Raw genomic sequence first — 22,179 nt, 5'->3', positions numbered from 1 at the left:
CTCTGACCCTCAGGCCCCGGTTCCGTTTCTCTTGGGACCGGGGCTTTTGGCATCATGGGCGCGGGTATGCCGGTCGTCCCGCTGTCGCGGCCTTCTCGTCCCCTCCCGCCCGGCAGGTCCGCCTGTCGCGCCACCGACAAACCACGCGTACCCTGGTCCGGGACGCGTCAACTACTGAGGAGGATCTGTGCTCATCACCTTCCTCCTCATCCACCTCCTGGCCGCCTGCCTCGCGCCCTCGCTGGTGCGACGCCTCGGGGCCAAGGCCTTCCACGTGCTGGCCCTGGCTCCCGCCGCCACAGCGGTCTGGGCTGCCGGCCAGCTGCCCGCAGGGGCGGGGGACGCCCACGTCGAGCACCTCGACTGGGTCGCCGCCCTCGGGATGGACCTGGCCTTCCGGATGGACACCCTCGCCTGGGTGATGACCCTGATCGTGTCCGCAATCGGCGCGCTCATCCTGGTCTACTGCGCCCACTACTTCGACGACGACGACGGCAACCTGGGGCTGCTGGCCGGGGCTCTGGTCGCCTTCGCGGGGGCGATGCTCGGCCTGGTCACCACCGATGACCTGCTGGTGCTCTACATCTTCTGGGAGATCACCACCGTCCTGTCCTACCTGCTGGTCGGCTATCTGACCACCAGCGCGGCCAGCACCCGGGCCGCCAAGCAGGCGCTCATCGTCACCACCTTCGGCGGGCTGGCGATGCTGATCGGGATCGTCATGCTCGGCGAGGGCGCCGGCACCTACCGGATCAGCGAGCTGGTGGCCGAGCCTCACACCGGGACGACCGTGGCCTGGGGGATCGCCCTGCTGCTGGTCGGCGCGATCACCAAGTCCGCCCTGTTTCCCTTCCACTTCTGGCTGCCCGGCGCGATGGCCGCCCCGACACCGGTCAGCGCCTACCTGCACGCCGCCGCGATGGTCAAGGCCGGTGTCTACCTGGTCGCCCGGTTCGCGCCGGGGTATGCCGACCTGCTCACCTGGCAGGTCGTGGTGCTGGTCCTGGGTGGATTCACCATGCTCCTGGGTGGCTTCCGCGCGACCCGGCAGACCGACCTGAAGCTGCTCCTGGCCTACGGGACGGTCAGTCAGCTGGGCTTCCTGCTCCTGCTCGTCGGCTACGGCAGCGAGGGAGCCACCCTGGCCGGGCTGACCATGCTGGTCGCCCACGCGCTGTTCAAGGCCGCGCTCTTCCTCACCACCGGCGCGATCGACCACGCCGCCGGCACCCGCGACATCCGCCGCCTCACGGGGGTGCGCCGCCGCGCCCCGCTGCTGGCGGTCGCCGGCACCCTGGGCGCCATGTCGATGGCCGGCATCCCGGTGCTGCTCGGCTTCGTCGGCAAGGAGGCCGCGCTCACGGCCGTGCTCTACCCGGTGGACGGCTGGTGGTCGCTGCAGGGCTTCGCCGCGGTCTCCGTCGTGCTCGGATCGGTGCTGACCATGGCCTACTCCGCCCGCTTCGTCTGGGGCGCCTTCACCGACGCCTCTCGGCCGCCGCAGCTGCCGCGCGTCGAGCAGCCCCGGGCGGGGGAGAGCCGGACGGGCCAGGGCAGCGACGCAGGCGCCACCCTCGCTGCCCCGGCCGGCCCGACCGCCGCGGACGCGGAGACCAGCTGGCACCCGCCCACCGCGATCCTGATCGGGGTCCCGCTCCTGCTGGCCCTGGCCAGCGTCGTGCTGGGGGTCACCTCGACCGCCCTGGAAGCGGCGCTGGCACCGCATACCTCCTCGGTGACCGCCGTCGCCGATGGCTATGCGGTGCACCTGGGCCTGTGGCACGGTCTCGGCCTGCCGCTCTACGCCTCGATCCTGGTGTGGGTGCTGGGCACGCTGTGGTGGGGCGCGCAGGCCCGCCGGCCCGTGGAGGTGCCGGTGCCGCTGTGGCCCTTCGACGCGGGCCGGACCTATCACCACCTGATGCGCGGTCTGGACCGGACCGCTCTGGAGATCACCGGCTTCTTCCAGCGGGGCTCGCTGCCCGCGCTGCTCGGCATCATCATCAGCGTCCTCATCGCGCTGCCGGCCTACCAGATGGTGACCGGGGACATCGCCTGGCCCGAGCGGGTCCGGATCGCCGACAGTGCCGCACAGGTCGCCGTGATCGTGCTGATCATCCTGGCCGCGGTCCTAGCCACCCGCGCCCGGCGGCGCCTGCGGGCGGTCTTCCTGGTCGGTGTCACCGGCTACGGCACAGCGATGCTCTACCTGCTGCACGGCGCCCCCGACATCGCGCTGACCCAGATCCTGGTCGAGACGGTCTCGCTGGTTGTCCTCGTCCTGGTCCTGCGCCGCCTGTCCGGGCGCTTCCCCGACGACCCGAGCCGGATGACCAGGCGGGTGCGCGCCCTGCTCGGGACCGCCGCCGGTGTGGTGATCGGCCTCAGTGCCTTGATCGCCACCTCCTCGCGCATCCACGAGCCCGCCGGCATGGGCCTGCCCGAGCGCGCGGTCGACTACGGCGCCGGTTACAACATCGTCAACGTCATCCTGGTGGACGTGCGCGCCTGGGACACCATGGGCGAGCTGTCGGTCGTGCTGGCCTGCGCGACCGGTGTGGCCAGCCTGGTCTTCCTGCGCGAGGACATCATGGACCGGGTGCGGGCTGGTCTGCGCACCGCGCGGGGCAGCCGCGCCCGGTTGCGCACCCCCCGCGGGGTCACTTCTCGGGTCAGCGGCCCCAGCCGGTGGCTGACGGCGGGCGACCAGCTGGACCCGCAGCGCCGCTCGACGATCTTTGAGGTTGTCACCCGCCTGGTCTTCCACACTGTGCTGCTGTGGTCGGTCTACCTGCTGCTCTCGGGCCACAACCAGCCCGGCGGCGGCTTCGCGGCGGGGCTGGTGGGCGGCCTGGCGCTGTGCCTGCGCTACCTGGCCGGGCGCGGCTACGAGCTGCGCGCCGCGCTGCCGGTCATGCCTGCGGCCCTGCTCGGCACCGGCCTGTTCATCGCGGCCGGGTCGGCCCTGGTCCCGATGGCCTTCGGCAGCCCGGCCCTGCGCACCTGGGACACCTACCTGCAGATCCCCCTGCTGGGTGAGGTGCACCTGGTGACCGCGCTGTTCTTCGACGTCGGCGTCTACCTGGTCGTCCTGGGCCTGATGCTCGACATCCTGCGCAGCCTGGGGTCGGGGATCGACAACCAGATCCGCGTGGAGAGCGAGCAGGAGCAGGCCGAGGGGGTGGCGTCCCGGTGACCCCCAACCTCTCGCTCATCGTCGTAGCCAGCGTGCTCATCGGCACCGGGGTCTACCTGTTCCTGGCCCGCTCTCTGGTGCGTGCGCTCATGGGTTTCCTGCTCATGGGCAACGGCATCAACCTGCTCTACATCATCGGCTCGGGACCCGCTGGCGCGCCCCCCATCGTGGGGGTCTCCGAGGACACGGCCATGGCTGACCCGGTCCCCCAGGCATTGGTGCTCACCGCGATCGTCATCACCCTGGCGATGACCGCCTTCGTCCTGGCTCTCGCGCACCGCAGCTGGCAGCTGGGCCGCGAGGACTTGGTCGTCGACGACCTCGAGTCCGCGCGCATCCACGCGATGGCCGAGGCCGTCGAGATCGATGGCCCCAGTGCCCGCGAGCGGGCCGACGAGATCGCCGCCGAGACCCAGCGCACCGAGCGCAAGATGCACGAGACGACCCGCCAGGGCATCCCGGGCGACCCGGCCACCCCCACCACCGAGCGCTACGACCACGCGATGGGCGGACCGGGCCAGGGCACGGTCGACCCGGAGGACGTCGCCGAGGAGCGGCTCGCTGACGGCGGGGCCACGGTCGACGCGTCGGGGCGGACCGCCGGTGAGTCCACCGACGGGGCCGAGCGCGGCCTGGACCTTAGCCCCGGCCGGGACGACTCCTCAGGCGACGCGCAGGGCAGCGACCCTGAGGGGGGCAAGCGATGATCACGGAGTACGCCTGGCTGGTCCCGATGGTGGTGCTGCTGCCGCTGGTCGGCGCCGGTCTGACCTTGGCGGCGGCCCGCAATACCTGGGTGCAGCGCGTGGTGAGCATGTGCGTGCTGATCGGCATGCTGGGCTGCGCCGGCGTGCTGCTCTGGGCGGCGGACACCCTCGGCCCGCAGGTGATGTACGTCGGCGGGTGGACCCCGTTCGAGGGGATCACGCTGGTCGTGGACCGGCTCTCCGCCCTCATGGTGATCGTCTCGACCACGGTGACCCTGGCGGTCCTGGCCTACTCCATCGGGCAGGGGGCCAGTAGCTTCGACGACGAGAGTGACGGACACTCCCCCCTTCCGGTCTTCCACCCCTCGCTGCTGGTGCTCGCCGCCGGCGTCACCACCACCTTCGTCGCCGGAGACCTGTTCCACATCTACGTCGGCTTCGAGATGCTGCTCGCCGCCAGCTTCGTGCTGCTCACCCTCGGCGGCACCCTGGAGCGGGTGCGGGCGGGGATCACCTACGTCCAGGTCTCCCTGCTGTCCTCGATGATCTTCCTGGCGGCCATCGGCCTGGTCTACGGCGCGACCGGCACGGTCAACCTGGCCCTGCTCTCCCAGCGGCTGGGAGAGATCTCCCCGGGCACGGCGGCGCTGCTGCACGTGATGCTGCTGGTGGGTTTCGCGGTCAAGGCCGCGGTCTTCCCGATGTCCGGGTGGCTGCCCGACTCCTACCCGACGGCCCCCGCACCGGTCACGGCGGTGTTCGCCGGGCTGCTGACCAAGGTCGGCATCTACGCCATCATCCGCACCCAGACGCTGCTCTTCCCGCAGTCGCGGTTCGAGGACCTGCTGCTGTGGGCGGCACTGCTGACCATGGTGGTCGGCATCCTCGGCGCGATCGCCCAGGACGACATCAAGCGGATGCTCTCCTTCACCCTGGTCAGCCACATCGGCTACATGCTCTTCGGCATCGCGCTGGGCAGCACGCATGGGTTGGGCTCGGCGATCTTCTACGTGGCCCACCACATCCTCATCCAGACCACGCTCTTCCTCGTGGTCGGGCTGGTGGAACGGGTGGGTGGTTCCTCTGACAGCACCCGGCTCGGCGACCTCGCGCGCATCTCGCCGGTCGTTGGCGTCCTCTTCTTCATCCCGGCGATGAACCTGGCCGGCATCCCGCCCTTCACCGGCTTCCTGGGCAAGGTCGGGCTCATCCAGGCCGGTGTCAGCGACGGGTCGTGGCTGGCCTATACCGTCGTCGTCGCCTCGGTGGCCACCTCCCTGCTCACGCTCTATGCCGTGGCCAAGATGTGGGGTCGCTCCTTCTGGTCGGAGAACGCGACCGGGCTGACCGGCGCGGGCCCGGTGCGCGGGGGCCACCACTCGGCCCTTGGCCTCGGGGTGCTGGTACCCACGACCGCGCTGGTCGGGGTCGGCGTCGCCCTGACCGTGGTGGCCGGCCCGCTCTTCGGGGTGGCCACCCGCGCTGCCGTGGACCTCGTGCAGCGCACCCCTTACCTGGAGGCCGTGCTCGGATCGGGGGTGTCGCTGTGATGATCAGAGGTCTGCTTTCCCCCCGCCGGTGGCGAATGTCCCCGTGGGCGCTGCTGTGGCTGACCGTGGTCTGGGTCATGCTCTGGGGCGAGGTCACCCCGGTGGCCGTCGTCGGCGGAGCGATCGTCGCGGTCATCGTGCTGTTGCTCTTCCCGCTGCCGCACGTGCTGGTGCGGCTGCGCCCTCGTCCCTGGGGGCTGATCGTGCTGATCAGCCGGTTCAGCTACGACCTGGCCGTCGCCTCCTTCCAGGTCGCCTGGCTGACGGTCCGCCCGGGCCCGACCGTCGGCGGGGTGGTGATGGATATGGAGCTGGTGGGCGACGACGAGCTGCTGCAGGTGCTCACCGGGGAGATGGTCACCCTCGTCCCGGGCTCGGTCGTCATCGAGCTGGACCCGGCTACCCGGGTGCTGACCATCCACGCCCTGGACGTGCGCACCCGGCAGGAAGCAGAAGCGGTGCGGCGGCGGATCCGCGCCCAGGAGGCGCGGGTGCTGCGCGCCCTACACCCGGACCCGGAGGCCCTGCTGGACCCGCGCCGACGCCGGGAGGCCCAGCGGACGGCGACCAGGCACGGGCCCGTGTCCGAGACGGCCGACCAGGTCAGGGAGCAGACCGGGCAGCGGGTCGAGGAGATGCGGCCCGACGAGGGTCCGCAGGCTCCGGAGGAGGAGACGCCGCGATGAACATCGACACCATCGAGACCTGGCTCACCTGGGCGATCGGCGGGTTGCTTTTCGTCTCCGCCCTGCTCAGCCTGATCCGGATCACCCTGGGCCCCAGCGTGCTGGACCGCGTCGTGGCCACCGACGTGCTGGTCTCCATCGTGGTCTGCGCGCTAGGCGCCTACGCGGCTCTCACCGACGCCTGGACCACCCTGCCCCTGCTGATCTCCTTGTCGCTGGTCGGCTTCATGGGCTCGGTCGCCGTGGCCCGGTTCGTGGCCCGGGACCGCGACATCCCGTTCGTCGCGCCCGCACCGGACCGGCTCGAGGAGGGCGGCTCGCCCGCTCCCCGGCACAGTTTGGCCCGTCGCGGCCCGCGCCGCTCCCACGCTGCCCGGGCCCATCGGGCCGCCCCCGACCACAGACCCGGACGCGGCGGAGGCCACCCGTGAACTTCTACGACGTGCTGGACGTCCTGGGGCTCATCTGTCTGCTCCTGGGGGCAATGCTCTGCGTCGCGGCCGCCATTGGTCTGCTGCGCTTCCCCGACCTCCTGACCCGCATGCACGCCGGCACCAAGCCGCAGATCCTCGGGGTCATCCTGGTCATGCTCGGCGTCGGTCTGCGGACCCGCTCGGGCCTGGACGTCGGCATGCTGGTGCTGATCACGCTGTTCCAGATGCTCACCATCCCCGCCGCTGCCCACATGGTCGGCCGCGCCGGCTTCCGCACCGGTCAGATCGCCCCCACCGACATCCACCTGGGCCGGCGAGAGCACGACCAGAGCCCCGACCACCACTAGCCTGCCACCGCAGCGAGGGCGCCCGGCACGCCATACCGAGCACGGCAGGGCACGGGGTCAGCGCTCGGCGCCGACCACCATCCAGCGATCGCCCTGACCGCGACCCCACAGCAGCAGGGCCCGGACGAGCATGAAGCCGTTGAAGGCCACCCAGAGCCAGACCAGGCCGGTGACGCCGGTGACGCCGGACGCCCAGACCGCCAGCACCATGGGGACGTAGGCGAGGGTGGCGAGCGTCTGAGCCCAGGCCAGCCACCGGGTGTCCCCGGCACCGATCAGGACGCCGTCCAGGATGAAGGCCACCCCGGCGATCGGCTGACCGATGGCCACCACGATGAGCGCAGCGGCCAGCGCGGTCCGTACGTCGGGGTCCTGGCTGAAGCCCAGGGGGATGACGCGGTGCAGGATGAGGATGAGCGCGGCCAGGATCACGCCGAACCAGATGGACCACCGCACCATCAGCTGGGTCGTCTCCCGGGTGCCGCGCACGTCCCCGGCGCCGAGCGTCTTGCCGGTGAGGGCCTGGGCGGCGATCGCCAGCGCGTCGAGCGCGAAGGCCAGTGTCGCCCAGACCGTCATCGCCACCTGGTGGGCGGCCAGCGGGCCGTCCCCGAGGCCGGCCGCGAGCCAGGTGGTGAGCAGCAGGGCGGCGCGCAGGGCGATCGTGCGCACCAGCAGCGGTATGCCGCCCAGCGCCGCCTTGAGCACCCCAGCCCCGCTGGGCGCCAGGTCCGAGCCCAGGCGGCGTGCTCCCCGGATGACCACGAGCAGCAGGTAGACCGCCATGCCGGTCTGCGCGATCACCGAGCCGATCGCCGCACCGGCGATCCCCCAGCCGACGACGTGCACCAGCACCAGGGACAGCACCGCGTTGGCGCTAAAGCCGGTCACGGCGGCGATGAGCGGGGTCCGTGTGTCCTGCAGCCCGCGCAGCACGCCGGTCGCGGCGAGCACGATGAGCATGCACGGTATGCCGAGCGCCGACCACCGCAGGTAGGTCACTGCCTCGCTGGTCACCCCTGGGCTGGCTCCGAAGAGCTCGAGGAGGGGCTGGGCCCAGACCGCCGTGGCCAGCGCAGCCAGGGCGCCGAGCAGCAGCGCCAGCCACAGCCCGTCGATGCCGGCGCTGATGGCGCCGCGGTGGTCCCCGGCGCCGAGCTTGCGGGAGACCACTGCGGTCGTGCCGTAGGCCAGGAAGATGAACAGGTTGACCGCGGTCAGCAGCACCGCGCTGGCCACCCCGAGGCCGGCCAGGGCAGCCGTGCCCAGGTGGCCGATGATCGCGGAGTCGGCGAGGAGGAAGAGGGGCTCCGCGACCAGCGCCAGGAAGGCCGGGATGGCCAGACGCAAGATCTCCCGCGCCGGGGTCGGCGCGGGAGATCTCTGGTCGTCGGTGGTCACCGGCTGATTCTGCCACCGGGCCGGGGTGGGCCCGGTGGGGCGGTCCGGCCGGCGTCAGCTGGCCTGCGCGGTCTCCGCGTGGTCGTTGCGCGAGGTGACCTCGCCCTGCACGTCCTTGGTGCCGTTCAGGCGGTTGCCGCCGGCGGAGTGCGCGACCTGGATCTTGCGGGGCTTGGCCTCCTCGGCGACCGGGATGGTCAGCGTCAGCACGCCGTCCTCGTAGCCGGCCTCGATGCGGTCCAGGGCCACGCCGTAACCGAGGGTGAGCTGGCGGGCAAAGGTGCCGGAAGGGCGCTCGTGCGAGAGCCACTGCTCCACGTCCTCCTGCTCGTGGCGCTCGGCCCGGATGGTCAGGGTGCGCTCCTCGACGTCGACGTCGATCGAGCCGGGGTCCACGCCCGGCAGGTCGATCCTGGCGACGAAGGAGTCATCCGCGCGGTAGAGGTCCATCGGCATCGCCGAGCTGGCAGGGGTGCGGAGCGTCTCAGACATCAAGCGCTCCATGTCACGGAAGGGGTCGAAACGGCTCATCATCTGGTCCTCCTTGTTCACTTGAGCCTGGGGCTGGTGGAGTGCTCGATTAGCACTCTCACCTCTAGAGTGCCAAACGTCGATCAAGGGTGCAAGTCTTCCCACCGGCCTTGGCCGACACGCCCGGGAGAACTTTTCCTCCACAGGCTGTGAGTGATGAATGCGCAGGTCAGGGCAGTGATGGGGCGGAAGTTGCTGGCTTGTCCACAGGGATGTCCACATCTGTCCCCAGGCACCCCTGCGCGTCGTCCACCCTGTGTCCACACCCGGTCCACAGGAGGATGGTGCGCTCCCTCACGGGACGGCTTACGGTGGGGCGACCGCCCGCGTGCGGGATCGGCCGTGACCCGCACCGGCGGGGTCTGTCGGTGGCCGCTGGTGTCATCGGGGCTGTCATCGGATGGAGAGGGAGGCGCATGGCGCTGAGCGAGATGGAGGTCTACGGGCCTCCGGACACCGGTGGGGGACCCGAGGACCGGTTGCCGCCCCAGGACGTCGCCGCCGAGCAGAGCGCGCTCGGCTCGATGATGCTGTCCAAGGACGCCATCGCCGAGTGCTCCGAGATTGTCCGCGCCCAGGACTTCTACCGCCCCGCCCACGAGACGATCTTCGCCGCCTGTGTCGACCTCTACGCCCGGGGGGAGCCGGTCGACGCCATCACCGTGGGCGATGAGCTGACCAAGCGGGGCGACCTGCAGCGGGTGGGCGGCACGGCATACCTGCACCAGCTCATCGCCTCGGTGCCCACCGCGGCCAATGCCTCCTTCTACGCCGAGATCGTCGCCGAGCGTGCCGTGCTGCGTCGTCTGGTCGACGCCGGCACGCGCATCGTGCAGAGCGGCTACGCGGGCGGTGACGTGGAGGAGATCGTCAACGCCGCCCAGGCGGAGGTGTATGCCGTCGCCGAGACGCGGGGCGGCGACGACTACCGCCCGCTGGGTCAGCTCATCGAGCCCACGATGGACGAGATTGAGCACGCCGCTGGTTCCACGGGGGAGATGACCGGTGTGCCGACCGGGTTCACCGACCTGGACGAGCTCACCAACGGGCTGCACCCTGGCCAGATGGTCATCGTGGCGGCCAGGCCGGCTGTCGGCAAGGCGCTCGCCCTGGACACCCCGCTGCCCACCCCGCAGGGCTGGACCACGATGGGGGAGGTCGCGGTCGGTGAGGAGGTGCTCGGCGCCGACGGTCGGCCGACGACCGTGGTCGCGGCGACCGAGGTCCTGCTCGACCGGCCCTGCTTCGAGGTGGAGTTCTCCGACGGCTCGGTCATCGTCGCGGACGAGGAGCACCTGTGGCAGGTGTCGATCGACGGCGAGCCGCAGGTCGTCACGACCAGCGTCGTGCGGGAGCGTTGGCAGGGCAGCGCGGAGGTGACCGTGGCGCGCGGTCAGGGCGCGGGCGGACTCGACGAGCAGACGTGGAGCATCGTGGAGGTGCGGCCGGTGGCCACGGTGCCGGTGCGCTGCATCCAGGTGTCGAACGCCGACCACCTGTACCTGGCCGGCCGGTCGATGATCCCCACCCACAACTCGACCTTCGCCCTGGACATTGCCCGGTCCGCGGCGATCAAGGCGGGTATGCCGACGGTCGTCTTCAGCCTGGAGATGAGCCGGACCGAGATCACCATGCGCCTGCTCTCGGCGGAGTCGGAGATCCCGCTGCAGAACATGCGCAAGGGCACCATGCGCGATCGGGACTGGACCCGCCTGGCCGAGACCCAGGGGCGGATCACCGACGCACCCCTCTTCATCGACGACTCCCCGAACATGTCGCTGATGGAGATCCGGGCCAAGTGCCGCCGGCTCAAGCAGCAGCACGGGCTGAAGTTGGTCATCGTCGACTACCTGCAGCTGATGAGCTCGGGCAAGCGGGTCGAGTCCCGCCAGCAGGAGGTCGCCGAGTTCTCCCGTGCGCTCAAGCTCCTGGCCAAGGAGCTCGAGGTGCCGCTTATCGCGCTCTCCCAGCTCAACCGTGGTCCCGAGCAGCGCACCGACAAGAAGCCGCAGATGAGCGACCTACGTGAAAGTGGTTCGATCGAGCAGGACGCGGACGTCGTGATCCTGCTGCACCGCGAGTCGCTCTACGAGCGGGAATCCCCGCGGGAGGGCGAGGCCGACGTGATCGTGGCCAAGCACCGCAACGGCCCGACGGACACCGTGGTCGTCGCCTTCCAGGGGCACTACAGCAAGTTCACCAACATGGCCAGCAACTTCTGACCTGCTTGGTGGAAGACGAGCGAATTGACCACGGGCGTCAGCAGGGGGTCACGACGAGCAGGTCGTCGTCACTCGGGGTGGCACGCAGGGCCCGGTCGAAGGCGTCAAGGTCCAGGCAGCGGTCAAGGTCCTCTGGGTCCACGCCTGGGTATCGTGGGTCGCCCCCGCGCTCCAGGCACGCCTGCGCGGCATCGGACTGCCGGGCGCGGTCCAGGTACGGCTCTGGGTCGATCCGGACGTCACGGCCGGCAGCTACGAGCTTGGCCAGGTACTCGGCCAGCCGCCAGATCTTCGTCCCCCTCCGCGCAGCAGGGCGTCGGGGTGCCGCCCCTCGCGTGCAGACATCGCGGTCTCGACGTCGGGGGCGAGCAGCAACCGACTGGCCCCGCTGGACAGGCACCAGGGCGCCGCAGTGAACGCCGGATCACGTCGATCATCACTTCTATGGGTCAATGGCACGCTATGCATTGACCCAATTTTCAGTTCTCTCGATATCGTTCGTCGCCAGAGCTCCGTTGCGGTCAGTCCACACCGCTGCGAGCGGGACATTCGAGGGTCAGCCTGTCACGATCGCTGGGCGAGCACGACCCACTCCCGGTCCGGGCGGTCCGGGGCGTCGCGGACGTCCCGGATGGTGAAGCCGGCCGCGTCGAGGGTCCGCTCCAGGTCGGTCATCGACCGGAAGACCAGCGTCGACTCGCTGGGCACGACCGTGCCGTCAGGCAGCGTGTTGTCGGAGCGGAAGGTGACGTAGGGCTCCTCCACGCGGACCAGCTCAAAGGTGTCCCGCACCTCTCCCACGCCCTCGACGTGGTAGGCCGAGGAGCCCCACCGCGCCCACTCCTCCCAGGCGCGACGCTGGGGGATGCGGGTCTCGAAGACCAGGTGCCCGCCGGGGACAAGCACGTCGTGGATTGCACGCAGCGTGCCGAGCCATTCCTCGTCGGTGAGGAAGACCTGGGCGACGTTGCCGGTCATCACGGCCAGGTCGGCGGGCAGATCGGTCTGATGCCCGCCGCGTCGGTTGGTCTCCTGACCGCCGGAGGAGCTCGTGTCCTGGACGAGTGCGGGCAGGCTTTCAGCGGTCCCGTGCACCCACCGGACCTGCTCGGCACCTGCCTTGGCACGGGCCACGTCGAGCATGGCGCCGGCGGGGTCCACCCCGGTGACGGCATACCCGCGGCCCGCCAGCAGGATCGCCAGCACCCCAGTGCCGCAGCCGACGTCGACCACCGAGCGGCCGCCGAGTTCCTCAACGATGGCGGCGTAGTGGTCGAGGTCCTCCCGCGAGCCCTCTGCCATGTCGTAGATTGCGGCGGATAAGGGGTGGTCGAACTCGTTGGCCTGGTTCTCGTCAGTCACGGACCCGATAGTTCGCGACCACCACGGCCCGGGGCAACCCAATATTGACGCCCACCGAGCAGGACCGGGCTGTGGGCTCAGTTGAGTCCCGCATAGTGGTGTAGCGCGGTCGTCGACAGCGTCCTCGGCGTGTACGTCGGACGAGGACGCGGCCACCGCGTGATCCTTCGAGTGAACCTCTCACAGCACCCTCGAACGGAGTCACACGATGACCGCACCTCACATTGTCGACCCTGCCGGCCTGCTCGGCGAAGCCCTGGCCGAGGCGAGCCCGGATCTGATGCGGCACCTGCTGCAGTCGATCATCAACACCCTGCTGTCCGCGGACGCCGATGCTGTCGTCGGCGCCGAGTACGGACGTACGAGCCCCGACCGCCTCGCCCAGCGCAACGGCTACCGGCACCGGCCCCTGGACACCCGGGTCGGGACCCTGGATGTCGCGGTCCCCAAGCTGCGCAAGGGTACCTACTTCCCCGAGTGGCTCCTCGAGCGGCGCAAACGCGCGGAGTCCGCGCTGATCACCGTCGTGGCTGACTGCTACCTCGCCGGGGTCTCCACCCGGCGGATGGACAAGCTCGTCAAGACCCTCGGCATCGACTCGTTGTCCAAGTCCCAGGTCTCCCGCATGGCCGCCGACCTGGACCAGCTCGTCGAGGACTTCCGCCACCGCCCTCTCGGCGAAGCCGGCCCGTTCACGTTCGTGGCCGCCGACGCGCTCACGATGAAGGTCCGCGAGGGCGGGCGCGTCATCAACGCCGTCGTCCTGCTCGCGACCGGCGTCAACGGCGATGGGCACCGCGAGGTCCTCGGGATGCGCGTGGCCACGGCAGAGACAGGCACGGCGTGGAACGAGTTCTTCGCCGACCTCGTCGCCCGCGGCCTGTCCGGCGTGCGGCTGGTGACCTCCGACGCGCACGCCGGGCTGGTCGAGGCGATCGCGGCGAACCTGCCCGGCACGTCCTGGCAACGCTGCCGCACCCACTACGCCGCCAACCTGATGTCCGTGACACCGAAGTCGATGTGGCCAGCGGTCAAGGCGATGCTGCACTCGGTGTACGACCAGCCCGACGCCCCCGCCGTGCACGCCCAGTTCGACCGGCTCATCGACTACGTCACCGACAAGCTGCCCGTCGTGGCCGAGCACCTCGGCGAAGCGCGTGAGGACATCCTGGCCTTCACCGCCTTCCCAAAGGACGTGTGGACCCAGATCTGGTCCAACAACCCTGCGGAGCGTCTCAACAAGGAGATCCGCCGCCGTACCGATGCCGTCGGGATCTTCCCCAACCGGGCCGCGATCGTCCGCCTCGTCGGCGCCGTCCTTGCCGAGCAGACCGACGAATGGGCCGAAGGGCGCCGCTACCTCGGACTCGAGGTCCTGGCCCGCTGCCGCCTCAACATCGTGCCCACCACCAACCCAGAGATCGGAGCTGACCAACTACCCGCACTCACCGCCTGACCCCCATCATCGAAGGAGCGCAGCGCTATGTGATGTCTCAGTTCATCGTGCACGGATGTGTCTCAGGACATCGTGGACGCAGGTGTGTCTCATGACTTCGTGGACGATCGCCTCTCGGTGGGGCCGTGCCAGCCGCGGCGACGGGTCGGCTTGTCGTAGGTGGCGATCGTCTTTCCAGCCGGGTCGCTGATGGCCACGGTGGTGGCGTCCCAGGTGATCGTCACTTGCTCGCCTTGGCGTTTGTATCCGGCGTAGAACTTGCAGGCGAGAATGCCGACGTACCCGCCTTTGGAGACGGTGCGCTGCGCGGTGCCGACGGTGCCAGCTGAGGGGTTCTGTGCGGCAGTCTTCATCGGTGTGCCCTGGCGGGCGCTGCGCGGCCCGTAGTACATGCCGGTGGTCGCGGGGCGCGGTTAGGCGATGAGGTGCTCGCCGTCGTGGGTGAAGATCTCGACGGTGCTCTGGTTCCAGATGACGTGCACCTGCTGCCCGGCACGGCTGGTGGCGACATAGAGCAGGCAGCTGAGCACCTTGATCTGCCCGTTCTGTTTGACCTTCAACGTCGCGTCCCCCTCAGCCGGGTGCAGGGCCAGAGCTGCCCTGCTGCGGATAGACGTGGGCGTGCTCGCCGAGGATGGGATCGGCGGCATGCGCGGTTCGGCCGCCGGTTCCGGTGCAGGCGCAGTGGCAGCCCATGCCTCAGCCGGTGTGAGGCCATCGAGCCCTTGGTGGGCGCGCTCGTGGTTGTAGTACTGGTCGAACTCATCGATCAGCGCCTGTAGTGCGGTGATCGTCTTGGCCGGCGGTCTCGCGTTGAGCCACTTCTGCAGCGTCTGGTGGAACCGCTCGTTCTTGCCCTGCGTCGTGGGCCGGTCTGGCTTGCCGGTGATCGGCTTGACTCCCAGGCCGGTCAGGTAGTCCACGAGCTTGCCGGTGAACCCGCGGCGGGTGGGGTTGAACGCGAGCCCGTTGTCCGAGAGCAGCCGTTGCGGGACTCCCCAGCGCCGGACAGCCGTAGAGACGACCTGCACGGCCGCCTTGGCCGTCTCCCCGCCGGCGGCCAGGGACCCGAGCGCCATGCGGGAGTGGTCGTCGATGACCTGATGGATCGCGATCGACGTGCCGTCGGCGAGGGACCATGCGAACGCATCGATCTGCCAGCAGCAGTTCGGCGCCGGATAAACGAACCGGCGGTTCGCCGCCCGCGGCCGCTTGCGCGGCTCAGGCTTCGAGGCTCCGGCAGCAGCGAACGCCCGGGCCAGGGTCGCCCGTGAGGGCGGGTTCAACCCTTGGCGGAGCATCCTCGCGCGCACCGAGAGGGGGCCTGCATCAAGGCCCTGCTCGACCAGCCAGGACCGCACCGCCAGAGCGTGCTCGATCACCCTCTCGTCCGTGCGTGACGGGCTGTGGTGCGGACGCCGAGAGCCTGGTTCGCAGGCCCCGACCGGGCCTAACTCGCGCGCCTGGCGGCGGATCTTGTAGAACACCGCCCGGCTGATCTCGTGCCGTTCGCAGAAGAGCGTCACCGCGCCTCGCTCGGCGTCCTCGGGCCAGTTCGCGATCGCCCACCGCACGTCCGCGGGCACGTGGTTGAAGTCCATACAGAAAGCGAACACTCAGGTGAAGTGGCCACGATGTCATGAGACCGACTGTCCACGATGTCCTGAGACAGAACCGTCCACGAAGTCCTGAGACTTCACAAGGAGCGCAGCGCTACACCACTACCCGGGACTTGACCGTGGGCTCGGGACGTACGGCGCATGCGTCGCGCGCTGCCCAACTTTTCACGGCCCTGCGACAAGGAGCTGGTTATCAAAGGAGGCGGGCGGATTGTGCAAGGTTCACCGCATCTTGACAGCTGCGGGGGAGATCGCTCGACCGTGTGCGGAGGATCTTGCACACTTCAAGCTTCGGGGCGTCGTTGAGTGTGGGTTGCCAACTGCTTACTACGGTGGAGTCGTGCGGATCGAGCCGGAACCCGTGATCATTGCGAGCACCGTGGTGTTGCGGCCGTGGCGCGCGGAGGACATCACGGCGTTGACGGCGATCTATGGCGATCCGTTGTCCGTGCAGTACATAGACGTTCCGCAACCATACGACGCGGCCCGGGCGGCTAAGTTCGTGCGGCGAGCCGCTGGGTCTCGCGCGGCGGGGACCGCGTTTCACTACGCGGTGACCCTGCCCGACTCCGACACCGTCGTGGGGTCCGCATACCTGCACGACCTCGCCCCGGCGGAGGCCGCCAGTGATGTGTCGTACCTAATCCATCCCCGTCACCGTGGTCGTGGATGGGCAGCTGCGGCGCTGGTCACGCTGAGTGACGCTGCACTGCGAGCCGGCTTTCGGCACATCTTCGCTCGGATCAAACCGGGCAACCGCGCCTCGGAGGCTGTTGTAGCCCGGGCTGGCTTCACAGGCTTCGAGCCGACCACGGAGAAGTCTGGTGGCACACCACATATCGAGCCACGACCGACCCCTACGATGGAGACGTCATCCCCACACACCTCTGATCGGCTCAACCGCGAACCAGGTTTCATCTCCTTCAGGCTCACGACGCGCTAGATCAACGACTGCCATGCAAGACGCCGCCGGACGCGCCCTTGCCGCCCGCGGTCCTACTTTGCACAACCCCCGCCGCGGTTCCTGATCGTGCAAGGTTCACCGAACCGGGCGTGCAGTCTTCGCTGCATCTCGACAAAAGCGGCATTCCTATGATGCATATACGTTGATCTATATGAGGGCACCCTTCCCGCGTCCTCACCGTGCTGCGAGCCTCCCAGGCCCCGGCGCTGCGCCGAGGGGTCGGGGAGTCCGGACGGCTACCTTCGGACCCCCGCCGGCGGCGACGCTGGAAGGACCCGCGGCGTATCTCGGCGCCGAGATCGCCTGCAGATGTCTGGCCTACGGGCCCATCGCCTCGCTGTGCGCTCTTATTGATTGGCCGTGACGTCCATTGCTGCCGTTGACTGTCGTCTTGTGAACGCACCGACATCTGCCCAGCTCCGCCGCAGCTTCGACCTTCGCTCTGTCGATGAGAACTCGCTGTCTCCGTGGGCGAACGTCCACCAAGCTCTGACGCACGACGGCACTCCCGTGGTCGTCAAGCGGACCGCAAGTAGCCAGCAACGCGCCGACGCCATGGCCAGTTGGACTCGCACACTGGCGGACGCAGGAATCACCGTCGTCACTCCGACGGAACTTGACACTTCCAATCCCCAGCAGATCGAGGTGTCCCCGGCGGCCACCGATGAAGAAGCCGACACATCATGGTGGGTGGTGTACCCCTTCGTTGAAGGCCGCCCCTACAACGGTTCCCTCGGTGACATCGAGGCTGCTGGCGACCTCTTGGGCCGCATTCACGCCGTATCCCTGACGCCCCAACTCGAGGCTGGCCTGCGCCCCTACGAGTGGCCTGACACCGTCCGCGAGGACGTCGACAGCGACCTTGAGACACTGGGCGAAGTCCTGGCGCGCCACGCCGGAGACCGTGCGCAGAGTGCGACGAACTCTGTCCGTGCTTTGGCAGAGCGCTGGTGGACGACCGCGCTGCCCGGGCTCCGGGACGCCGACAACGCCGCCCCACTGCCCCGAGCAGGAGTCACCAGCGACTACAAGGCCAGCAACCTAGTCTTTGTTGACACGGAGCCGGTGCTGGTCGACCCGGACAACGGTGGAGTCGAACCGCGAATCCTCGACCTCGCCTTGGCGCTCGTCCTGTTCCACAACGAGTGCCCCACCGCCCCGGCGCGGCTGCTCACCTCCACCGAGTGGGGACGCTTCGCCACCGCCTACCTCCGGCATGTCACCCTGACCCAGCGAGAACGTGAGCTGTGGCCCCTTGCCATCGACCACATGCTCTGGGAGGAAGGCACCTGGGTACTGGAGGACAACGACGACGCTGCCTGGGTGGACACCCGCCAAGGCCCCCAGCTCCTCGATCTCGCACTGGCCACGCCCGACCGGTACCCGCTCCCGTAGAACCGTGGCGGGCGTTGTCGATGGCGCGCCCGCGACGGGGTCTCTCCGACCCGGGAGCCGGGGGCCACGTCGTGCAGGACGAGCGTGCTCGTGACATCACTCAACCGCCGTCAGCGGGGCGGTACGGCCTTGGGGCGGGCGCCGAGCCGCGACAATGACGTCGTGCCGGCGCCGCAACGCCTCGGCGAGGATGCGCGAGCCGGCATCGCCAGTAGCTCCGATGATGAGGATCTTCATCCGACACTCTCCCTGGGTGCGAGCCGGCGGTTGGTCACGCGTGAGGGGGTTTGCTGCGCGCAGGCGACAGCCAGCAGGGCGAGGACAAAGCCGGTGCCTTGGAGTGGGGTGAGCGCTTCGCCTAGGACCGCCCATCCCAGGACGGTGGCGACCAGCGGGGAGATCAGCGGCAGGAACGCGACCGCTCCGGTTGGCATCTGGCCCACACCCCGAAACCACAGGGTGTAGGCCAGCGCTGCACCCACCAGGCCGAGCCAGGCGTAGCCGGCTACGGCACTGACGTCGAGGGCCGGCGGCGGTCCTTCGAGGAGGACCGCGACAGGGGCGATGACCAGGCCGCCGGCGGTGAGCTGCCACCCGGCGTAGGCCACCGGCCCGACGGGTCTGCCCCAGCGCTTGCTCAGTACTGTTCCCAGTGCCATGCACAAGGTGGCGGCGATCCCGGCGAGCACGCCCGTGGGGCTGAGTGCCGCGTCCGGGCCCAGGACCATCAGAGCTACGCCCAGCACCCCGAGCGCGCCCCAGGCCAGGCGCCAGCGGGTAGGGCGTTCGCGCAGCAGGGGAAGCGCGAGTGCTGCGACGATCAGCGGGGTACTCGCGCCGAAGATCGCTGCCACGCCCCCGGGTAGCAGGTAGGCGGCCAGGAACAGTAGGGGGAAAAACACCCCGATGTTCAAGGCACCCAGCACGAACGCCTTCCACCACCACGCACCCCGCGGCAGCGAGCGGCCGATGGTCAACGCGAGCAGCCCAGCAGGGAGTGCCCGCAGCAGACCGGACCACAGCGGGTGCTCCGGCGGCAGGTACAGGGTCGTGACCACATAGGTCGTGCCCCACACCGCCGGCGCGAAGGCCGTCGAGGCCACCAGGCCCCACGAGCTCTGAGCTGCCATGCCGTACCACCGATCTTTTGATGTCAAAGGCTTCGACCTCAAACGAAGGTACGACGTGGTACCTTCACAAGTCAAATAGTTCGAGATCGAAAGGTGATGGTGGTGGGAGCGGACCGGGTCAGTGACTACTTGCAGCAGTGGCGCGAGGTGCGCCCAGACCTCGACGTTGCACCGATGGGTGTCGTGGGCCGGATCTCCCGGGCCAACGAGCTGGCCGGCCGTGCGACCCGCGCCTACTTCACCGGACACGGCCTTCAGCCGGGCGAGTTCGACGTCCTGGCGACGCTGCGACGCTCCGGGGCACCGTTCACGCTCACCCCGGGAGAGCTCGCGGAGAGCACCATGGTCAGCTCCGCGGCCATCACCAACCGGCTCAGCCGCCTGGAGACCAAGGGCCTGCTGCGGCGACGCACCGATCCACACAATCGGCGCAACGTGCTCGTCGCGCTCACCAAGGACGGACTTGCCCTGGTCGAGCAGGTCGTCGAAGGACACCTGGAGAACGAGCGCCGGCTCCTCGCCCCGCTCACACCCCAGGAGCAAACCCAGCTCGCCGGTCTCCTCGAGCGGCTCCTCGCAGGATCCGGGGACAGCAGCCGCACGAGCGGGTCAAAGTCCCATCACCGAGACTGAGGCGCAGACCGGCCCCGAGGGCGGCACCGGTCGAGAGGACCGCTGCTGCGACGCGAGTGGCGTGATCGCGCTTCGGCCGGATGCCATCACTCGTGGAAGGTGCTCAGGAACAGCTCCCCCGCGTTGGCGAGGGCTTGCCTTAACGGTGCCCTGATCGCCGGTCGCGCCTACCCACAGCGACGGTTGGTGCAGTAGCGCTCCACCTGCGGGGTCCACTCGGACTGCGTGTTGGGCCGGTGACCTGGGGAGCCGCCCTGCCTGCCTCCGTCAGACACACCGCTAACCAGGTGCCTAGTTGCACGGCCAAGGTGTCCAACCGGGACCGTGCAGGGTTGCCCGCTCAGGCTGTGCACTCTTCAATACACCTCGACACCCGGTGCGGGTGACCTAGTTCGCTCCGGGGCTGTCTCTGCGGCCGGTGACATGCTGTGGCCATGACGGGGAGGACAGCAGGACGTCGACCGACCGAGCCCCTGGTTGAGTTCGTGCCAACGGTTGAGGCTGGGAGGCTGGCGCGCCAACTGCTGTTGTCGAAGGCATGGTCGAGGTGGATGCAGTTCGATCCGACGGTCCTGGAGGCCGAGTTGGCGCGCTCCACCCATCTCCAGCTTGGGAGCCCCGTCACATCACCTCGGGTGAGTCGATGCCCAACAGCCCCAGCCCGGTGACGAGCACGTCGAGCGTCACGGCGCACAGCGCCAGGCGTGAGCCCTGCACTTGCGGGCCAGCGGCCTTGAGCACCGGGCAGTTCTCGTAGAACGCCGAGAACGCCTGCGCTACTTGGAACAGATGACTGCACAGCCGGTGCGGCTCGAGCGCCGTGCCCACGTGTGCGACCACCTCACCGAACTCGATGAGCTCCAGGGCAAGCTCCCGCTCGGCCGGCTCACTGACCACGATCCGGCCTCGTGCCTGCTCAGGACCCATACCGGCGGCGCGGAAGATGGAACGCACCCGGGCGGCGGCATACTGCAGATAGGGTCCCGTGTTTCCGGTGAGCGCGGTCATCCTGTCCAGGTCGAAGACGTACTCACTGTCGTGCGCGACCGACAGGTCGGCATACTTCACCGCCCCGATGCCGATCTGCGGGGCGATCGCCGCGCGGGTCTCCTCCGGCAGGTCCGGCCGGGCCTCGTCGATGACCGCTCGCGCCGCCCCAACAGCCTCTTCCAGCAGTGCCATTAGCCGTAGCGGAGCGCCGGAGCGTGTGCGCAGGATCTTGCGGTCCTTGCCCAGTACGTTGCCGATCTGGACATGGACGACCTCGACCGATTGCGGTAGCCAGCCGGCCAGCCGGGCCGTGTCCCACACCATGTTCAGGTGCAGTGCCTGTGGGGCGCCGATGACATACAGGATGCGGTCGGCGGCCAGGTCCCGCACGCGGTGCCGGACCGTGGCCAGGTCGGTCGTGGCATACCCGTAGCCACCGTCGGACTTGCGGATGATCAGCGGCACCGGTTTACCGTCGCGACCGGAGTAACCCTCAAGGAATACGCACAGGGCGCCGTCGCTCACCGTGGCGATCCCGGCCGCCTCCAGCTCTGCACAGATCGCCGCCAGGTCATCGTTATAGGTGGACTCACCGGCCAGGTCGGCGTCGGTCAACGTCACGCGCAGGGCGCCATAGATCCGGTTGAAGTAGTGCTTGGACAGTTCCACCAAGCCGCCCCACAGCCGCAGCGTCTCGGGATCCCCGGCCTGGAGCGAGACGACCCTGGCACGGGAACGGGTCGCGAAGTCGTCGTCGGACTCGAACCGGGCGCGGGCAGCCTGGTAGAAGGCATTGGGGTCGCTCTCCAGGAGCCGTGCTTCTTCACTGGCCTCACCGACCTCCAGCAGGCGCTCGAGCAGCATGCCGAACGGCGTGCCCCAGTCACCGATGTGGTTCTGCCGGATGACGTGGTGCCCCAGGTGCTCCAGCGTGCGGGCAAGCGCGTCGCCGACCACCGTGGTGCGCAGGTGGCCGACGTGCATCTCTTTCGCCACGTTCGGCGCGGAGTAGTCGATCGGGACCTGCTGCGTATCCTGTCGCGGTACGCCCAGGCGGTCGTCCGCGGCCATGGCACTCACCTGGTTGCTGATCCAGTCGCCGGCAAGAGTGAGGTTGATGAAGCCCGGCCCGCTGATCTCGACCTGCGCGAACGTCCCGTCCGTGGCTAAATGCCCCACGATGTCCGCGGCGATGTCGCGCGGTGCCCTGCCAACGCGCTTGGCGAGGCCAAGAGCAGCGTTGACCTGGATGTCTGAGAACTGGCTGGGCCGCAGCACGGGGTCAGCTCCGGTGAACTCCGCACCGAGCGCGGCCTCGATAGCGGCAGAGACAAGCGGAGCTAGTTCCGACTGAAGCGACATGGGCCACAACCTAATGCCAGCAGCCATCGATGCCCTGGCCGGTGGCAAGACCGCCGCGCGGACCCGTTCCACAGGCACTCGTCTGCCGTCAGGCGCTACCTTGCGCAACTCCTGTCGGGAGACTCTGATCGTGGAAGGCTGGCCGCTAGACGCGCACGTTGTCCGATTCTCACCGGTCGAAATGCAGATACGGT

Annotated in this window: 19 protein-coding genes; 11 read left to right on the top strand and 8 right to left on the bottom strand. The window is 69.2% G+C overall.

What is annotated here, in order from left to right; translation table 11 throughout:
- Positions 1-187: 187 nt before the first annotated feature.
- From FY030_RS16005 to mnhG, 6 genes are read left to right on the top strand one after another with little or no spacing between them, the layout of a single operon-like run.
- A complete protein-coding gene (locus FY030_RS16005) occupies positions 188-3,196 on the top strand; it encodes a Na+/H+ antiporter subunit A (protein ID WP_158062505.1) in 3,009 nt (1,002 codons plus the stop codon).
- A complete protein-coding gene (locus FY030_RS16490; protein WP_192498654.1) occupies positions 3,193-3,903 on the top strand; it encodes a Na(+)/H(+) antiporter subunit C in 711 nt (236 codons plus the stop codon). The genes FY030_RS16005 and FY030_RS16490 overlap by 4 nt, the downstream gene beginning before the upstream one ends.
- Positions 3,900-5,453: a Na+/H+ antiporter subunit D gene (locus tag FY030_RS15995; protein WP_158062504.1), complete on the top strand. Its 1,554-nt coding sequence runs from the start codon at positions 3,900-3,902 to the stop codon at positions 5,451-5,453. The genes FY030_RS16490 and FY030_RS15995 overlap by 4 nt, the downstream gene beginning before the upstream one ends.
- Positions 5,453-6,139 carry a Na+/H+ antiporter subunit E gene (locus FY030_RS15990; RefSeq protein WP_158062503.1) on the top strand — a complete coding sequence of 229 codons (687 nt, stop codon included), beginning with the start codon at positions 5,453-5,455 and terminating at the stop codon, positions 6,137-6,139. Before FY030_RS15995 ends, FY030_RS15990 begins: the two co-directional genes overlap by 1 nt.
- Positions 6,136-6,570 (top strand): MrpF/PhaF family protein, encoded by a 435-nt coding sequence (locus tag FY030_RS15985; protein ID WP_158062502.1) that lies wholly within the window; start codon positions 6,136-6,138, stop codon positions 6,568-6,570. Before FY030_RS15990 ends, FY030_RS15985 begins: the two co-directional genes overlap by 4 nt.
- Positions 6,567-6,920, top strand: coding sequence for a monovalent cation/H(+) antiporter subunit G (mnhG, locus tag FY030_RS15980; RefSeq protein WP_158062501.1), 354 nt, complete (start codon positions 6,567-6,569; stop codon positions 6,918-6,920). Before FY030_RS15985 ends, mnhG begins: the two co-directional genes overlap by 4 nt.
- 57 nt (positions 6,921-6,977) lie before the next feature.
- Here the strand turns inward: mnhG and FY030_RS15975 are convergent, their stop codons facing one another.
- Together FY030_RS15975 and FY030_RS15970 are read right to left on the bottom strand one after the other, a co-directional pair.
- Positions 6,978-8,321 carry an MATE family efflux transporter gene (locus FY030_RS15975; protein WP_158062500.1) on the bottom strand — a complete coding sequence of 448 codons (1,344 nt, stop codon included), beginning with the start codon at positions 8,319-8,321 and terminating at the stop codon, positions 6,978-6,980.
- A gap of 54 nt (positions 8,322-8,375) precedes the next feature.
- Complete coding sequence (locus FY030_RS15970) at positions 8,376-8,855, bottom strand: Hsp20/alpha crystallin family protein (protein WP_158062499.1); 480 nt, start codon at positions 8,853-8,855, stop codon at positions 8,376-8,378.
- 413 nt (positions 8,856-9,268) lie between these two features.
- Between FY030_RS15970 and dnaB the strand changes: the two genes are divergently transcribed.
- Positions 9,269-11,074, top strand: a complete 1,806-nt coding sequence (gene dnaB / locus FY030_RS15965; RefSeq protein ID WP_158062498.1) for a replicative DNA helicase — start codon at positions 9,269-9,271, stop codon at positions 11,072-11,074.
- A 564-nt stretch (positions 11,075-11,638) separates the two neighbouring features.
- Here dnaB and FY030_RS15960 read toward each other — a convergent pair.
- Positions 11,639-12,436, bottom strand: a complete 798-nt coding sequence (locus tag FY030_RS15960) for a class I SAM-dependent methyltransferase (RefSeq protein WP_238348466.1) — start codon at positions 12,434-12,436, stop codon at positions 11,639-11,641.
- Positions 12,437-12,644: 208 nt separating this feature from the next.
- On the opposite strand from FY030_RS15960, the gene FY030_RS15955 reads away from it, so the two are divergent.
- Entirely contained in the window at positions 12,645-13,892 is a 1,248-nt protein-coding gene (locus FY030_RS15955; protein ID WP_158062497.1) for an IS256 family transposase, read from the top strand.
- 89 nt (positions 13,893-13,981) lie between these two features.
- Here the strand turns inward: FY030_RS15955 and FY030_RS15950 are convergent, their stop codons facing one another.
- Together FY030_RS15950 and FY030_RS15945 are read right to left on the bottom strand one after the other, a co-directional pair.
- Positions 13,982-14,284 (bottom strand): hypothetical protein, encoded by a 303-nt coding sequence (locus tag FY030_RS15950; protein ID WP_158062496.1) that lies wholly within the window; start codon positions 14,282-14,284, stop codon positions 13,982-13,984.
- Between the two features lie 21 nt (positions 14,285-14,305).
- Positions 14,306-15,493, bottom strand: coding sequence for an integrase core domain-containing protein (locus FY030_RS15945; RefSeq protein WP_158062495.1), 1,188 nt, complete (start codon positions 15,491-15,493; stop codon positions 14,306-14,308).
- 358 nt (positions 15,494-15,851) lie between these two features.
- On the opposite strand from FY030_RS15945, the gene FY030_RS15940 reads away from it, so the two are divergent.
- Complete coding sequence (locus FY030_RS15940) at positions 15,852-16,454, top strand: GNAT family N-acetyltransferase (RefSeq protein WP_192498653.1); 603 nt, start codon at positions 15,852-15,854, stop codon at positions 16,452-16,454.
- Between the two features lie 381 nt (positions 16,455-16,835).
- Positions 16,836-17,870, top strand: coding sequence for a phosphotransferase enzyme family protein (locus tag FY030_RS15935; RefSeq protein ID WP_158062493.1), 1,035 nt, complete (start codon positions 16,836-16,838; stop codon positions 17,868-17,870).
- Between the two features lie 96 nt (positions 17,871-17,966).
- Here the strand turns inward: FY030_RS15935 and FY030_RS16485 are convergent, their stop codons facing one another.
- Together FY030_RS16485 and FY030_RS15930 are read right to left on the bottom strand one after the other, a co-directional pair.
- Positions 17,967-18,107: an NAD-dependent epimerase/dehydratase family protein gene (locus FY030_RS16485; protein ID WP_192498652.1), complete on the bottom strand. Its 141-nt coding sequence runs from the start codon at positions 18,105-18,107 to the stop codon at positions 17,967-17,969.
- Positions 18,104-19,000: an EamA family transporter gene (locus FY030_RS15930; RefSeq protein ID WP_158062492.1), complete on the bottom strand. Its 897-nt coding sequence runs from the start codon at positions 18,998-19,000 to the stop codon at positions 18,104-18,106. Before FY030_RS15930 ends, FY030_RS16485 begins: the two co-directional genes overlap by 4 nt.
- 102 nt (positions 19,001-19,102) lie before the next feature.
- Between FY030_RS15930 and FY030_RS15925 the strand changes: the two genes are divergently transcribed.
- Positions 19,103-19,633: a MarR family winged helix-turn-helix transcriptional regulator gene (locus FY030_RS15925; RefSeq protein WP_238348465.1), complete on the top strand. Its 531-nt coding sequence runs from the start codon at positions 19,103-19,105 to the stop codon at positions 19,631-19,633.
- A 621-nt stretch (positions 19,634-20,254) separates the two neighbouring features.
- On the opposite strand, the gene argS is transcribed toward FY030_RS15925, so the two are convergent.
- Positions 20,255-21,985 carry an arginine--tRNA ligase gene (gene argS / locus FY030_RS15920; RefSeq protein ID WP_158062491.1) on the bottom strand — a complete coding sequence of 577 codons (1,731 nt, stop codon included), beginning with the start codon at positions 21,983-21,985 and terminating at the stop codon, positions 20,255-20,257.
- Positions 21,986-22,179 lie beyond the last annotated feature (194 nt).

Source organism: Ornithinimicrobium pratense, from assembly GCF_008843165.1.
Classification (GTDB): domain Bacteria; phylum Actinomycetota; class Actinomycetes; order Actinomycetales; family Dermatophilaceae; genus Ornithinicoccus; species Ornithinicoccus pratensis.
Note: the sequence above shows the minus strand (reverse complement) of the source record. Positions and strands in the feature narration are given on the sequence as shown.

Coding starts and splice junctions, on each gene's coding strand:
- FY030_RS15995 (WP_158062504.1), top strand. CDS start 3,900: ATGATCACGGAGTACGCCTGGCTGGTCCCGATGGTGGTGCTGCTGCCG.
- FY030_RS15990 (WP_158062503.1), top strand. CDS start 5,453: ATGATCAGAGGTCTGCTTTCCCCCCGCCGGTGGCGAATGTCCCCGTGG.
- FY030_RS15985 (WP_158062502.1), top strand. CDS start 6,136: ATGAACATCGACACCATCGAGACCTGGCTCACCTGGGCGATCGGCGGG.
- FY030_RS15970 (WP_158062499.1), bottom strand. CDS start 8,855: ATGATGAGCCGTTTCGACCCCTTCCGTGACATGGAGCGCTTGATGTCT.
- dnaB (WP_158062498.1), top strand. CDS start 9,269: ATGGCGCTGAGCGAGATGGAGGTCTACGGGCCTCCGGACACCGGTGGG.
- FY030_RS15955 (WP_158062497.1), top strand. CDS start 12,645: ATGACCGCACCTCACATTGTCGACCCTGCCGGCCTGCTCGGCGAAGCC.
- FY030_RS15950 (WP_158062496.1), bottom strand. CDS start 14,284: ATGTACTACGGGCCGCGCAGCGCCCGCCAGGGCACACCGATGAAGACT.
- FY030_RS15945 (WP_158062495.1), bottom strand. CDS start 15,493: ATGGACTTCAACCACGTGCCCGCGGACGTGCGGTGGGCGATCGCGAAC.
- FY030_RS16485 (WP_192498652.1), bottom strand. CDS start 18,107: ATGAAGATCCTCATCATCGGAGCTACTGGCGATGCCGGCTCGCGCATC.
- FY030_RS15930 (WP_158062492.1), bottom strand. CDS start 19,000: ATGGCAGCTCAGAGCTCGTGGGGCCTGGTGGCCTCGACGGCCTTCGCG.
- argS (WP_158062491.1), bottom strand. CDS start 21,985: ATGTCGCTTCAGTCGGAACTAGCTCCGCTTGTCTCTGCCGCTATCGAG.